A 13,846-nucleotide genomic window follows, 5' to 3' on the forward strand; every position below is an offset into this window, starting at 1 on the left:
ATCATTATAGGATATAACTAATTGGGGGAAGCGGCTTTGCGCCCCATTTGATCGGCGGACGCGGCAGGACGGCCTCGCCGGCTTCGAGCCGGTAGACATGGTCGAGCGAATACCAGGGCGTCGCGACGTCGCGCTCGGTCGGATGTGGCGTGTCATGGCGCAGGAACTTGCCGATCAGCGCCTTGGTCACGCCGAACTGCACGTCGCTATCGATATGCGGATCGGCGGGGTCGTAGACCTGCGAGATCAGCACCTTGAATCCGGGCTTGAAGACCAGGGCGTGCAGGTGCGCGGGACGATAGGGATGTCGGCCTTGCGCCTCCAGGAGGCGGCCGACCACGCCGTCGGTCGGAATGGGATAGCCGACCATCATCACGGAGCGGAAAGAGAAGGCTCCGTCCTGGTCGGTCGTAAACTTGCCGCGCAGGTTCATGTCGGCCTGCTCGGGGTCCTGATTTTCATACAGACCAACCGGCGACGCGTGCCAGACGTCGACCTCGGCGCCGGCGACGGGGCGACCGTCCCTGTCCACGACGCGGCCGTTGACGAACAGCGGCTCGCCCGTTGTCTCGGAGCGGACGATCGATCCGCCATTCTCCACCCGTGGCGAGTTCAACCGCCAGAACGGTCCGAGCAGCGACTGGTCGGTTTCCGTGTTGCCTTCATCGCCATTGTTCAGCAGGCACACCAGCGGCGAGACGCCGAGCGAGCCCGCCATCAGCACGACCTCGTTATGCGTGTCGGTCGAGAGCTTGCCGAGTTCGGCGATCACAGCCGTGGCGTCGCGGAATTCCTTCTCGGTCAGGCGAACGTCGCGAACAAAGCCGTGCAGATGCTTGACCAGGGAGACCATGATCTGGCGCAGCCGGGGATCGGACGTCCGCTCCATCACCGCCAATGCCGCGGCCGTGACGTCCTGCTCGCGCGCGATGATCATGGGCTACTTTCTCCCTGTCATTCCGGGATGGTCCGAAGGACCAGACCTCAGGTGCGTAATTGCGCACCGGGGAATCTCGAGATCCCGGGTTCGGTGCAAATGCACCGCCCCGGGATGACGGAACGCTACCCGTCCGGTCAGTTCAGCTTCTCAATCGCGACGGCCACGCCCTGGCCGACGCCGACGCACATGGTGGCGAGCGCCAGCTTGCCGCCGCGCTTTTCCATGCCGTGCACGGCGGTGAGCGCAAGGCGCGCGCCGCTCATGCCGAGGGGATGACCGAGTGCGATCGCGCCGCCATGCGGATTGACGAAGTCGGCATCGTCCGCCACGCCGAGCTGGCGCATGCAGGCGATACCCTGCGAGGCGAAGGCTTCGTTGAGCTCGATCAGGTCGAAATCGCTGATCTTCTTGCCGAGACGCTCCATCAGCTTGCGGGTGGCCGGCACCGGGCCGATGCCCATGATGCGCGGCGGCACGCCGGCCGAGGCGAGGCCGAGGATGCGCGCGCGCGGCGTCAGGCCGTGCTTCTTCACGGCAGCCTCGGACGCCAGGATCATCGCGGCAGCGCCGTCATTGACGCCGGAGGCGTTGCCGGCGGTCACCGTGCCGGGATTGCGCACGATCGGCCTGAGCTTCGTCAGGGCTTCCAGCGTGGTCTCGGGGCGCGGATGCTCGTCCTTGTCGACGGTAACGGGCCCGGCCTTGCCGCCGGGAATCGTGATCGGGGTGATTTCCTCCGCGAAATAGCCGGCCGCGATCGCGACGCCCGCGCGCTGCTGCGAGCGGATCGCGAAGGCGTCCTGATCGGCGCGCGAGACCTGGAATTCCTCGGCGACGTTCTCGCCGGTCTCGGGCATCGCGTCGACGCCATACTGCGCCTTCAGCAGCGGATTGATAAAGCGCCAACCGATCGTGGTGTCGAAGATCTCAGCCGAGCGCGAGAACGCTTCCTGCGCCTTGCCCATCACGAAGGGCGCGCGCGTCATGGATTCGACGCCGCCGGCAATCGCAAGCTCGATCTCGCCGGAACGGATGGCGCGGCCGGCGGCACCGACCGCATCGAGGCCGGAGGCACAGAGCCGGTTCAGGGTCTGGCCCGGAACCGAATCCGGCAGACCCGCAAGCAGCAGCGCCATGCGTGCCACGTTGCGGTTGTCCTCGCCGGCCTGGTTGGCGCAGCCGAAGAAGACCTCGTCAACCTGTGCCCAATCGAGATTGGGGTGCTTGGCCATCAGAGCCTTGATCGGGGCCGCCGCAAGGTCGTCGGCACGCACCTTGGCGAGCGAGCCGCCAAAACGGCCGATGGGGGTCCGCACGGCATCGCAGATAAAGACGTCACGCATCGTTGTTCTCCCTGAATGCCGCGATCCGGCCTAAATTCTTCAATGTCGACGGAGTTTTAGGAGGGCGCCCGCAGCAGGTCAATTGACCGATACGCCCGTGTTCCGAGGGGGGCGCACGCGAGTTGCGCATGCCACGGTGCGGACAACGTGGAAAACCTCCCCTCCGCGGGCAAAGCGATAGGAGCGCGGGGTGAAATTTTGTAGGTTGCGCCGCCCATGACGATGCAACAACCGATCCCAGTGCCGCCCCCCGACGAAGCGGCCGCCCCGCAGGCGGAAGCCGCCGCGCGCGTCACGCCGATGATGGAACAGTACCTTGAAATCAAGGCGGCGCATCAGGGCCTCTTGCTGTTCTACCGGATGGGCGACTTTTACGAGCTGTTCTTCGAGGACGCAGAGATCGCCTCCAGGACACTCGGCATCGTACTGACCAAGCGCGGCAAACATCAAGGCGCCGATATCCCGATGTGCGGCGTGCCGGTCGAGCGCTCCGAGGATTATCTTCATCGGCTGATCGCCGGCGGCCACCGGGTCGCAGTGTGCGAGCAGACCGAGGATCCCGCCGCCGCCAGGGCGCGCGGCAACAAGAGCGTCGTGCGCCGCGGCGTGGTGCGCCTGGTCACGCCGGGCACGCTGACCGAGGACACGCTGCTCGACGCGCGCGCCAACAATTACCTGCTGGCGCTCGCGCGCGCGCGCTCATCGGCGGGCGGTGACCGCTTTGGCCTCGCCTGGATCGACATCTCGACCGCCGAATTCATGGTGACGGAATGTCCGGGCGGCGAACTCGCCGCCACGCTCGCGCGCATCAATCCGAACGAGGTGATCGTCACCGACGCACTCTATAACGATAGCGAGCTCGGACAGACCCTGCGCGAGCTGCCGGCGGTGACGCCGCTGACCCGCGACGTCTTCGACGGCGCCACCGCCGAGAAGCGGCTGTGCGACTATTTTGCCGTCGCGACCATGGACGGACTGTCGCAGCTCACGCGGCTGGAAGCCACTGCTGCCGCCGCTGCCGTCACCTATGTTGACCGCACCCAAGTCGGCAAGCATCCGCCGCTGTCGCCGCCAGCGCGTGAGGCCTCGGGTGCGACCATGGCGATTGATCCCGCCACTCGCGCCAATCTCGAACTGACGCGGACGCTGGCCGGAGAACGCCGCGGCTCGCTGCTCGATGCGATCGACTGCACGGTGACCTCGGCCGGTTCGCGCCTGCTGGCGCAGCGGCTTGCCGCGCCGCTGACCGATGCGGCGGCGATTGCGCGGCGGCTCGATGCCGTCGGCAGCTTCGTTGCCGACTCGGCCGCGCGCGAGGACATCCGCAGCATCCTGCGCGGCGCCCCCGACATGTCGCGGGCGCTGGCCCGTATATCGGTCGGCCGCGGCGGGCCGCGCGACCTCGCCGGCCTGCGCGACGGCATCATCGCCGCCGACCAGGTGCTGACGCGGCTTGGCGAACTCGACCAGCCACCGCAGGAGATCGCCGCGGTGATGGCGGCGCTGCAAAGGCCATCGCGCGAGCTCGCGGCGGAATTCGCCCGGGCGCTCGACGATCAACTGCCGCTCATCAAGCGCGACGGCGGGTTCGTTCGCCAGGGCTATGAGCCTGCGCTGGACGAAACGCGAAACTTGCGCGACGCCTCGCGCCTGGTGGTGGCCTCGATGCAGGCGCGCTACGCCGACGACACGGGGGTGAAGGGTCTCAAGATCCGGCACAACAACGTGCTCGGCTATTTCGTCGAAGTTACCGCGCAGCACGGCGACAAGCTGATGTCGGCGCCGCTGAACGCGACTTTCATCCACCGCCAGACGCTGGCCGGCCAGGTCCGCTTCACCACCTCGGAACTGGGGGAGATCGAAGCCAAGATCGCCAATGCCGGCGACCGCGCACTCGGGCTCGAGCTCGAAATTTTCGAGCGGCTCTGCACCAAGGCGTTGGCAATCAGCGAGGAGCTGCGCGCCGCCGCCCACGCCTTTGCGCTGCTCGACGTCGCGACGTCGCTTGCCAAGCTGGCGATCGACGAGACCTATGTGCGGCCCGAGGTGGACTCGTCTCTCGGCTTTGCCATCGAGGCCGGCCGTCATCCGGTGGTCGAGCAGGCCTTGAAGCGCAATGGCGAGCCGTTCATCGCCAATGCCTGCGACCTCTCGCCGGGCCCTGCGCAAAAATCCGGCCAGCTCTGGCTGCTGACCGGTCCGAACATGGCCGGTAAGTCGACCTTCCTGCGCCAGAACGCGCTGATTGCGTTGCTTGCCCAGATCGGCAGCTTCGTGCCGGCGACACGCGCGCGGATCGGGATCATCGACCGCCTGTTCTCGCGTGTCGGCGCCGCCGACGATCTCGCCCGCGGCCGTTCCACCTTCATGGTCGAGATGGTCGAGACCGCCGCGATCCTCAACCAGGCCGGCGAGCGTGCGCTCGTGATCCTCGATGAAATCGGCCGCGGCACCGCGACCTTCGACGGCCTCTCGATCGCCTGGGCCGCGATCGAGCACCTGCACGAGAGCAATCGTTGCCGCACGCTGTTCGCGACGCATTACCACGAACTGACCGCCCTCTCCGCAAAACTGCCGCGGATGTTCAACGCGACCGTGCGGGTGAAGGAATGGCAGGGCAATGTCGTGTTCCTGCACGAGGTGTTGCCGGGTTCGGCCGATCGCTCTTACGGCATCCAGGTCGCCAAGCTCGCGGGCCTGCCACCAGCCGTGATCACGCGCGCGAAATCGGTGCTGGCGAAGCTGGAAGCCCAGGATCGCGGTCAGACCGCGCGCGCGCTCGCCGACGATCTGCCGCTGTTCGCAGTGCCCTCGCGCGCCGCCGCAGAAGCCGCCCCGCTGAGCGAGGCCGAACTGCTGATGGACGCGGTGAAGGCACTGCATCCGGACGAGATGTCGCCGCGCGAAGCGCTCGATGCGCTCTATGCGTTGAAGGCCAAGCTGCCGAAGCAGTGATCGGTCCTTCCGCAATCGTGATTGCGAGCGGAGCGGAGCAATCCAGAATCTCTTCGCGGCGGCAGTCTGGATAGCTTCGTCGCTTCGCTCCTCGCAATGACGAGCCTAGTGCGCCAATCGCTTCCTTCGCCCGTTCCACCACAGCGTCAGATTCCAAACGACGCAGGTCGCAAGCCCCATGCAGAGCCCGATCGCGGAGCCGAAATGGGCGGCGCCGACGTGCAACACCGCGATTGCCATGCCGAATCCGAGCAGACCCCAGGCGGAGTTGGCCAGCACCGCAGCAGTCGGAGGGCCGCCGACGCGCGGATGCAGGATCACCATGATGCTGGTGAACACGACCGGGTAGAGCGCGATGATGCCGCTGATGCGGGGGCCGACCGAACTCGATGTCGAGACGACGATGGCGACGAGCGTCGCCACCAGCAATGCCCGCATCGGCACGTCATACCAACGCCGCGTCACCAGCGGCATCTTCACGTGGCGATAGCCCGCGAGCAGCGGAATGCAGATGCCGAACGCGATCAGATTGGCGGCGAGCCCGGCGGTGAGCGACCAGTCGAACTGCTTGATGATCGATGCGAACACGATCCAGACCGCGACCGCGCTTCCGCAACTCACCAGAAGGCTGCGTCGCTGTGCCAGCACCACATAGGTAACGCACATGAAGATCGTCGCTACATTGACCGGCAAGCTCGACAGTGCGCCCTGCGCGATGAAGGCGGCATCGTGGTCGAGCGCGAGGAAGACGTAGGATGGTCCGGCCGAAACCGGCAAGGTCGCGACCAGCGCGCCGATCACCGGCCCTGAGCGCTCGGTGATGATCGAAGCCGTCACGACGAACACCGCCGCGACCATCATGCGCAGAACGAGGATGAGGATGAAGTGGAGCTCGGGGGACATTTTTTTCTTTTGTCGTCCCGGGCTTCGCCGAGACGACACGAATTGTTGGGCGAGCGAGCGGCCTTCGCTCGCTACATCCGCTGCATCGACACCGAGACCTTCGGGCCGTTCTTGATGGTCTGATAGACCACGCAATAGCGCTCGGTGAGCTTGAGCAGCAGGTCGAGCTTGTCTTGCGGCGCATCAGTGTCGACGTCGAAGCGCAGGCGTATCTCGGCGAAGCCGACCGGCGTCTCCTTGTCGACGCCGAGCGTGCCGCGGAAATCGAGATCGCCCTCGGCGTAGACGTTGCCGGTCTTCAAGGGCACCTCGATGGCGGTCGCGACCGATTTCAGCGTGACGCCGGCGCAGGCGACCAGCGCCTCCAGCAGCATGTCGCCGGAGCAAAGCTCCAGGCCGGAGCCGCCGGTCGCGGGATGCAGGCCGGCCATTGCGATGGCGCGGCCGGTCTCGACCTTGCAGGCGATGCCCTCGCTGTCGGTCGAGCCCTTGGCCTTCAACGTGATCATCGCGGTCTTGGGGTCGGTCTTGTAGCGCTCCTTGATCGGGGCCTGCATCTGGCGCAGTGCTGCGGCGTCCATTTTGTCTCTCCCGGGAAAATCGTCTCTACGAAGTACCGGCTTGCGATGTACCGGCTCGGAGCGAAATTGTCACCACCACATGGCCTGACCGGGACCCTGGGTTGCGTCACGGTCGGGCACGCTGCGGTCGAGCGAACGGTCGAGTGACGTCAGCACACTCCGCTTGAAATTCTCGAACAGCGGCGAATTGCGGTCGCGCGGCCGGCCGAGATTGATCTCGATCTGGTCGAACAGCCGGCCCGGCCGCGGCCGCATCACCAGCACGCGGTCGGCCAGCACCACGGCCTCGTCGACGTCATGCGTGACGAGGATGAGCGTCGGCCGCGTGTCGGCCCAGAGATCGAGCAGATGATCCTGGAGGTCGCGGCGGGTGAAAGCGTCGAGCGCCGAGAACGGCTCGTCGAGCAAGAGCACCTCGGGCTGCGGCACCAGCGCGCGGGCGATCGCGACGCGCTGTGCCTGCCCGCCCGAGAGCTCGCGCGGCCACGCCTGCGCCTTTTCGGCCAGCCCGACACGCTCGAGCGCACGCGCCACCTTTTCACGCCGCTCGGTCGCGGGCCCATCGGCAACACCGAAGCCGATATTATCGGCGACGCTGAGCCAGGGCAGCAGCCGCGGCTCCTGGAAGATGATGCCGATCTTGGCATGCGGCGCGGCGATCGCCTCGTTGTCGAGCGTCACCGCGCCCGAGCTTGCGCGGTCGAGGCCGGCGATGGCGCGCAGCAGCGTGGACTTGCCGCAGCCCGAGCCGCCGATGATGGCGACGATCTCGCCTTGCCTGATCTCGGCGGAGAAGCGCGCCAGCGCCTGCACGCCGTTGGGATAGGTCTTGCTGACCCGGTCGAGCGCCAGCATCGCCTTATGCTCCCACCGTACGCCCGAAGGCGTCCTGCCAGCGCAGGAAGGGCGCAGCCGCGATCTCGATCAGCCAGTCCGTGAGCTTGCCGAGGATCGCGAAGATCACGATGGCGGCGAGGATCTGCGCGGGCTTGCCGAGCTGCTGGCCGTCGAGCAGGAGATAGCCGAGGCCTTCGGACGCGCCGATCAGCTCGGCCGCCACCACGAACATCCAGCCCAGACCAAGACCGACGCGCAAGGACACGACATAGGCCGGCAGCACCGCAGGCAGCAGGATCCGCCGGATCATGGCAGGTCCAGAGAGACGGAAGGTGCGACCGACCTCGACGATCTTGCGATCGACGATGAGGATCGCGCCCATCACGCCGAGATAGACCGGGAAGAACACGCCGACCGCGATCAGCGCGATCTTCGAGGTCTCGAAGATGCCGAGCCAGAGAATGAACAGCGGCACCCAGGCCAGCGAGGGGATAGCGCGCAGCGCCTGCACGGTCGGATCGAGCAGCCGCCGCGCCAGCGACCAATAGCCGGATATGGCGCCGAGCAAGGTGCCCGCGACCACGCCGAACGCAAAACCAAGACCAACGCGCCACAGTGTCGCGGCGATGTGACGGACCAACTCGCCGGAGCGGGCAAGATCAACGATGGTGGCAAACACGCGCGAGGGCGGCGGCACCAGCCGGCCATTGGACCAGCCGCGCCAGACCAGGAACTCCCAACCGAGCGCGAGGGTCAGCGGCAGCAACACACCCAGCAATGGACGCGCATAACGCGACAACCACGAAGGCGCGGCGGCGCTTTCGGCCGGTTCCGTGGTCTGTTGCAGGACTGGCGCCTCAGAGATCATGGCCGGTAGGAAGCGCGTCTCGTCAGGGAATGCAACACTACTCTTGCCGCGCCCTCCGCTGCTTTTCCCTTCTCCCCTTGTGGGAGAACGTGGCATAGGCGACCTTCAGCCGCCGTCCTTAAAAGAACGCCGACGCTTCGCGTCGGCTATGGCGCCGGATGAGGGGTTCTCTCGGCTCGCAATACCGATCGTGAGGAAAGATACCCCTCACCCGCCTCGCTTCGCGAGGCACCCTCCCCCACAAGGGGGGAGGGAAAGAGCACCTTAATTCGTCGGCAGCGGGACCTGGTCATCGATCAGAGCATCGAGCGTCGCCTTCACATCGACCTTGGCATCGACCACGCCGGCCTGTTGCAGGGCGAGGCCTGCGGCGAGGATCGACTCGCGCTGGGGCGCGCCGATGCGGCTGTGGGTCAGCTCGGTGCGCTCCTTGAGCTGCTTGTCGACGACAGGTTCCGGCAGCTTGGTCACGGCGATGAAGGTCTTCTTGAGCTCGTCGTAATTCGCCAGCGAGTATTTGCGCGCCTCTTCGTACACCGCGAGCACGCGGCGGGCGGCGTCCGGATAGTCTTTCAAAAACTGCTCGCGCACATTGAGGATGCCCCAAGTGTTGGCGTCGGCCTTGCGGTAGAACAGTTTCGCGCCCTCCTCGACCTCGGCCTGCGCCATCATCGGATCGAGCCCGGCCCACGCATCGACGTCGCCGCGGATCAGCGCGGTCTTGCCGTCGGCGTGCTGGAGCAGCACCGGCGTGATGTCCTTTTCGGTGAGACCTGCGCCAAGCAGCGCGCGCACCAGGAAGATGTGCGGATCGGTGCCGCGCGTTACCGCGACGCGCTTGCCCTTGAGGTCGACAACATTAGCGATCTTGGAATCCTTTGATGTCACCAACGCCGTCCATTCGGGCCGCGAATAGACGTAGATCGACTTGATCGGGTTGCCGTTGATACGGGCGACCAGCGCCGCCGAGCCCGCGGTCGAGCCGAAGTCGATCGAACCGGCGTTGAGGAATTCGAGCGCCTTGTTGGAGCCGGCCGACTGCACCCAGGTGACGGTGATGCCGTCCTTGGCGAACTCTTTTTCCAGGAGCCCCTTCTGCTTCAGGACCATCGACACCGGATTATAGGTCGCCCAGTCGATACGGATTTCCTTGAGCGGATCCGCCGCCCGCGCCACGGGGGACATTGCGAGAGCGACCGCTCCCGCCAACAGTATGCGTCGTGTAATCCTGATCATGCCCGGCCTCCTCAAAACTTCATTGTTTTTCAATGAGTTATGTCTAGAGGTCAACGAGAAAATCCATCCCTCGAAAGCGCGCCGGCTGAGAACAGCTTTGCCCAAAGCCGCACCTTTCCAGCATGGAACGACTATTGCGAGAGAATGGCGGGTGACAGGGCCGGCCGCCTCTTATATCCGGTGAGACATGGACAGCGTTGCGACTGAGCAGAAGGCCGAGGTGGACGATCGCTTCGACACCGCGCGGATCACCGCCGCGGTCGATGCGCTTGCCGAGAAGCACCAGGGACGCGAGGACGCGTTCCGCACGGCCATGGCGCAACTGCTCAAGGCCGAGCTGATTGCGTCGCGCGCTGCGGCACAGACGATCCTGCTGAAGGACCGTCACGGCCGGCGCTGCGCCGAGCGGCTGTGCCACGTGCAGGACGAGATCATCCGCATCCTGTATTCGGCGGCAACTCGTCATCTCTACCGCTCGCCGATCCCGAGCGGTGCCGAGCGCATGGCAGTGGTGGCGACCGGCGGCTATGGCCGCGGCCTGATGGCTCCCGAGTCCGACATCGATCTGCTCTTCATCCTGCCCTACAAGCAGACCGCCTGGGGTGAGCAGGTCGCCGAGGCCATTCTCTATTGCCTCTGGGACATGGGGCTGAAGGTCGGTCACGCCACGCGCTCGGTCGACGAGTCGATCCGGCAGGCGCGCGGCGACATGACCATCCGCACCGCGATCCTGGAGACGCGCTTCCTTACCGGCGACCGGCCGCTTTATGACGAGCTGGTCGCCCGCTTCGACAAGGAGGTCGTGCAAGGCACCGCGTCCGAGTTCGTCACCGCAAAGCTCGCCGAGCGTGAGGAGCGGCATCGCCGCGGCGGTCAATCGCGATATCTGGTCGAACCCAACGTCAAGGACGGAAAGGGTGCCCTGCGCGACCTGCACACGCTGTTCTGGATCGCGAAATACGTCTACCGCGTGAGCGACACCGACGAGCTGGTCGACCGCGGCGTGTTCGACGCGCAGGAATACCGCACCTTCCGCCGCTGCGCCGACTTCCTCTGGTCGGTGCGCTGCAATCTTCACTTTTACTCCGGCCGCCCTGAAGAGCGCCTCTCCTTCGACCTCCAGCGCGAGATCGCGGTCCGGCTCGGCTACACCTCGCATCCCGGCATGCAGGACGTCGAACGCTTCATGAAGCACTACTTCCTGGTCGCCAAGGAAGTCGGCAATCTCACCGCCATCCTCTGCGCCAAGCTCGAGGACCAGCAGGCCAAGCCCGCGCCGGTGCTGAGCCGGATGATGGCGCGGCTTCGCCCCACCGCGGTGAAGCGGCGGGTGCCCGACAGCGACGACTTCATCGTCGACAACAACCGCATCAACGTCGCCGCGCCCGACGTCTTCAAGCACGATCCGGTCAATTTGATCCGCATCTTCCGCCTGGCGCAGAAGAACAATCTCGCCTTCCACCCGGACGCGATGCGTGACGTGACGCGCTCGCTCGGCCTGATCAACGCGCAGATGCGCGAGAATCCCGAAGCCAACCGGCTGTTGATGGAGATCCTGACATCCGACAACGCGGAAATCGTGCTGCGGCGGATGAACGAGACCGGCGTGCTCGGCCATTTCATCCGCGCCTTCGGCAAGATCGTCTCGATGATGCAGTTCAACATGTATCATCACTACACCGTCGACGAGCATTTGATCCGCTGCGTCGGCTTCCTCCAGGACATCGAGCGCGGCGGCATCGAGGAATTCGCGGTGGCGAGCGACCTGATGCGCAAGATCCGGCCGGAGCATCGCTCCGTGATCTACATCGCGACGCTGCTGCACGACGTCGCCAAGGGCCGGCCCGAAGACCACTCGATCGCCGGCGCCAAGGTGGCGCGACGGCTTTGCCCACGGCTCGGCTTCAGTCCGGCCGACACCGAACTCGTGGCCTGGCTGATCGAGGAGCATCTGACGATGTCCACGGTCGCGCAGTCGCGCGATCTCTCCGACCGCAAGACCATCGAGAATTTCGCCGCCGTGGTGCAGTCGGTCGAGCAGATGAAGCTCTTGACGATCCTGACCACCGCCGACATCCGCGGCGTCGGTCCAGGCGTATGGAATGGCTGGAAGGCGCAGCTTTTGCGCTCGCTGTACTACGAGACGGAGCCGGTGCTGACGGGCGGCTTCTCGGAGGTTGACCGCGGCAAGCGCCTCACGGCCGCATACGCCGAATTCCGTAACGCCTTCGCGGAATGGCCGGCGGAGGAGCTCGACGCCTATATCGGCCGGCACTATCCGGCCTATTGGCTCAAGGTCGAGCTGCCGCGCAAGATCCGGCACGCGCGCTTCGTCCGTGCCAGCGAGCAGGCCGGCCACAAGCTCGCGATCAATGTCGGCTTCGACGAGGTGCGCGGCGTCACCGAGCTGACCATCTTCGCCGCCGACCATCCCTGGCTGCTGTCGATCATCGCGGGTGCCTGCGCCTCGGCCGGCGCCAACATCGTCGACGCCCAGATCTACACCACGACCGATGGCCGCGCGCTCGACACGATCTCGATCTCCAGGGAATACGACCGTGACGAGGACGAGGGACGGCGCGCGACGCGCATCGGCGAGATGATCGAGGACGTGCTGGAAGGTAAGCTGCGTCTGCCCGAGGTGGTGGCGCGGCGCACCGTGCGCGGCAAGGCGCGGCCGTTCGTGATCGAGCCGGAAGTGACCATCAACAACCAATGGTCCGACCGCTACACAGTGATCGAAATGTCCGGCCTCGACCGGCCCGGCCTGCTCTACGAGCTGACCACCGCGATCTCGAAGCTCAACCTCAACATCGCCTCAGCCCATGTCGCGACCTTCGGCGAGCGCGCCCGCGACGTGTTCTACGTCACCGATCTCCTGGGCGCACAGATCAGCGCGCCGACACGCCAGGCCGCGATCAAGAGCGCGCTGACCCACGTGATGGCCGGCGACAAGGCGGTTCAGCCGGCGGCGTGACTTTCTGGTCATTCCGGGCTGAATCATCATCATCGCGCCGGACGTCGAAAGTCGGCCAGGGCTCGCCCGGGTCCACATCCGAAGCTTGAGGCACAGCGCCACCGATTGCTCAACACATTCTTATGCGGGCTCTTAGACCGCCACGCCTTCGTGCCGCAGCAGCCAGCGCTTGCGCTCGAGGCCGCCGCCGTACTTCACCAGAGAACCATCGGCGCCGATCAGACGGTGGCACGGCAGCACCACGCTGATCGGATTGGAGCCGTTGGCATGGCCGACGGCGCGAATGGCCTTGGGCATGTCGATCCTGGCGGCGAGCGCGCCGTAACTCATCGTGGTGCCGGCAGGAATTTGCGCCAACGCATTCCAGACCTTCTGCTGGAACGGCGTGCCGGCGATGCGCCAGGCGATGCCTGAGAGCTGGCCGAGATCGCCGTCGAAATAATCCGACAGCGCAGTCCGAATGGCTGCGGGCGCGGGCTGGTCACGCAACTCCACCACACCGTAATGCAGGCGCAAGAGCTCGCGCATGCGGTGCTCGTAATCCGCCCAGTCGAGCGCGCGCAAGGTGCCCGCAGCGTCGGTGACCAGCAGCGCAATCCCGATCGGGGTCGCCAGCCGATCGAGGCCGAAGCTTGCAAGTGATTTGGTCGGTCGCGCGGGCATTGCGGCACCATGGCATCGAAACACGCCATCGCAATTGCCACGCCGGCCGTGCTAGCGTCCACCCGAAAGCTGACGCTGGGGGAGCTCAACTTGGTCTGGATCGCGAATATCCTGGTGGCGCTGGTCGCCGCACTGCACGCTTACTTCCTGATCCTGGAGATGTTTCTCTGGGACAAGCCGCAGGGCTTGAAGGTTTTCCGCAACACGCCGGAGAAGGCAGCGACCACAAAGGTGCTGGCGGCCAACCAGGGGCTCTATAACGGCTTTCTGTCCGCCGGCCTGGTCTGGGGGCTGGTGCACGGCAATCCGGCCTTCGCGTTCCAAATCAAGGCATTCTTCCTGCTCTGCGTGATCGTGGCCGGCGGTTATGGCGCAGCGACCGTCAGCACGCGCATCCTGATGGTGCAGGCGCTACCGGCGGCGCTCGCGCTGTTAGCGCTGTTCCTGGCCTGAGACGCCATAGCGCGGCGCCGCGATCCTTGCGCGTCGCCTGCCGTTCCTCCACAATCTCCGACAGCGATGGCGACCGTTGGCAATCAACGG

General features: G+C 65.7%; 11 protein-coding genes. 3 read left to right on the forward strand and 8 right to left on the reverse strand.

All coding sequences use genetic code 11. The annotated features are described in order from the left end of the window. Positions 1-4 precede the first annotated feature (4 nt). The gene (locus tag IVB48_RS27415) at positions 5-937 is read right to left on the reverse strand and encodes a dioxygenase (protein WP_247404765.1); all 933 of its coding nucleotides are present in this window, start codon (positions 935-937) and stop codon (positions 5-7) included. Positions 938-1,074: 137 nt separating this feature from the next. Next, the gene (pcaF, locus tag IVB48_RS27420) at positions 1,075-2,283 is read right to left on the reverse strand and encodes a 3-oxoadipyl-CoA thiolase (protein WP_247404768.1); all 1,209 of its coding nucleotides are present in this window, start codon (positions 2,281-2,283) and stop codon (positions 1,075-1,077) included. A 216-nt stretch (positions 2,284-2,499) separates the two neighbouring features. Between pcaF and mutS the strand changes: the two genes are divergently transcribed. Further along, positions 2,500-5,238, forward strand: a complete 2,739-nt coding sequence (gene mutS / locus IVB48_RS27425; protein ID WP_247404771.1) for a DNA mismatch repair protein MutS — start codon at positions 2,500-2,502, stop codon at positions 5,236-5,238. Between the two features lie 105 nt (positions 5,239-5,343). On the opposite strand, the gene IVB48_RS27430 is transcribed toward mutS, so the two are convergent. The 5 genes from IVB48_RS27430 to IVB48_RS27450 form a co-directional block, all read right to left on the reverse strand. Continuing rightward, on the reverse strand, positions 5,344-6,141 hold the full coding sequence (locus tag IVB48_RS27430) for a hypothetical protein (protein ID WP_247404774.1): 798 nt from the start codon (positions 6,139-6,141) through the stop codon (positions 5,344-5,346). Between the two features lie 71 nt (positions 6,142-6,212). Then, positions 6,213-6,722, reverse strand: a complete 510-nt coding sequence (locus tag IVB48_RS27435; RefSeq protein ID WP_027566043.1) for an OsmC family protein — start codon at positions 6,720-6,722, stop codon at positions 6,213-6,215. A gap of 69 nt (positions 6,723-6,791) precedes the next feature. Then, entirely contained in the window at positions 6,792-7,577 is a 786-nt protein-coding gene (locus IVB48_RS27440) for an ABC transporter ATP-binding protein (RefSeq protein WP_247404777.1), read from the reverse strand. 4 nt (positions 7,578-7,581) lie between these two features. Continuing rightward, a complete protein-coding gene (locus IVB48_RS27445) occupies positions 7,582-8,427 on the reverse strand; it encodes an ABC transporter permease (RefSeq protein ID WP_247404779.1) in 846 nt (281 codons plus the stop codon). 264 nt (positions 8,428-8,691) lie between these two features. Continuing rightward, positions 8,692-9,663, reverse strand: a complete 972-nt coding sequence (locus IVB48_RS27450; protein WP_247404783.1) for an aliphatic sulfonate ABC transporter substrate-binding protein — start codon at positions 9,661-9,663, stop codon at positions 8,692-8,694. Positions 9,664-9,850: 187 nt separating this feature from the next. Here IVB48_RS27450 and IVB48_RS27455 point away from each other — a divergent pair, with 187 nt between their 5' ends. Beyond that, on the forward strand, positions 9,851-12,640 hold the full coding sequence (locus IVB48_RS27455) for a [protein-PII] uridylyltransferase (RefSeq protein ID WP_027566047.1): 2,790 nt from the start codon (positions 9,851-9,853) through the stop codon (positions 12,638-12,640). A gap of 132 nt (positions 12,641-12,772) precedes the next feature. On the opposite strand, the gene IVB48_RS27460 is transcribed toward IVB48_RS27455, so the two are convergent. Next, on the reverse strand, positions 12,773-13,303 hold the full coding sequence (locus tag IVB48_RS27460) for a methylated-DNA--[protein]-cysteine S-methyltransferase (RefSeq protein ID WP_247404785.1): 531 nt from the start codon (positions 13,301-13,303) through the stop codon (positions 12,773-12,775). Between the two features lie 9 nt (positions 13,304-13,312). Between IVB48_RS27460 and IVB48_RS27465 the strand changes: the two genes are divergently transcribed. Further along, entirely contained in the window at positions 13,313-13,756 is a 444-nt protein-coding gene (locus IVB48_RS27465) for a DUF1304 domain-containing protein (RefSeq protein ID WP_247404788.1), read from the forward strand. Positions 13,757-13,846 lie beyond the last annotated feature (90 nt).

The sequence above is a fragment of the Bradyrhizobium sp. 76 genome (genome assembly GCF_023073025.1).
In the GTDB taxonomy this organism is placed as follows: domain Bacteria; phylum Pseudomonadota; class Alphaproteobacteria; order Rhizobiales; family Xanthobacteraceae; genus Bradyrhizobium.

Bases quoted from the DNA above. Each gene is read 5' to 3' on its own strand.
- IVB48_RS27415 (WP_247404765.1), bottom strand. From the start codon at position 937: ATGATCATCGCGCGCGAGCAGGACGTCACGGCCGCGGCATTGGCGGTG.
- pcaF (WP_247404768.1), bottom strand. From the start codon at position 2,283: ATGCGTGACGTCTTTATCTGCGATGCCGTGCGGACCCCCATCGGCCGT.
- mutS (WP_247404771.1), top strand. From the start codon at position 2,500: ATGACGATGCAACAACCGATCCCAGTGCCGCCCCCCGACGAAGCGGCC.
- IVB48_RS27430 (WP_247404774.1), bottom strand. From the start codon at position 6,141: ATGTCCCCCGAGCTCCACTTCATCCTCATCCTCGTTCTGCGCATGATG.
- IVB48_RS27435 (WP_027566043.1), bottom strand. From the start codon at position 6,722: ATGGACGCCGCAGCACTGCGCCAGATGCAGGCCCCGATCAAGGAGCGC.
- IVB48_RS27440 (WP_247404777.1), bottom strand. From the start codon at position 7,577: ATGCTGGCGCTCGACCGGGTCAGCAAGACCTATCCCAACGGCGTGCAG.
- IVB48_RS27445 (WP_247404779.1), bottom strand. From the start codon at position 8,427: ATGATCTCTGAGGCGCCAGTCCTGCAACAGACCACGGAACCGGCCGAA.
- IVB48_RS27450 (WP_247404783.1), bottom strand. From the start codon at position 9,663: ATGATCAGGATTACACGACGCATACTGTTGGCGGGAGCGGTCGCTCTC.
- IVB48_RS27455 (WP_027566047.1), top strand. From the start codon at position 9,851: ATGGACAGCGTTGCGACTGAGCAGAAGGCCGAGGTGGACGATCGCTTC.
- IVB48_RS27460 (WP_247404785.1), bottom strand. From the start codon at position 13,303: ATGCCCGCGCGACCGACCAAATCACTTGCAAGCTTCGGCCTCGATCGG.
- IVB48_RS27465 (WP_247404788.1), top strand. From the start codon at position 13,313: ATGGCATCGAAACACGCCATCGCAATTGCCACGCCGGCCGTGCTAGCG.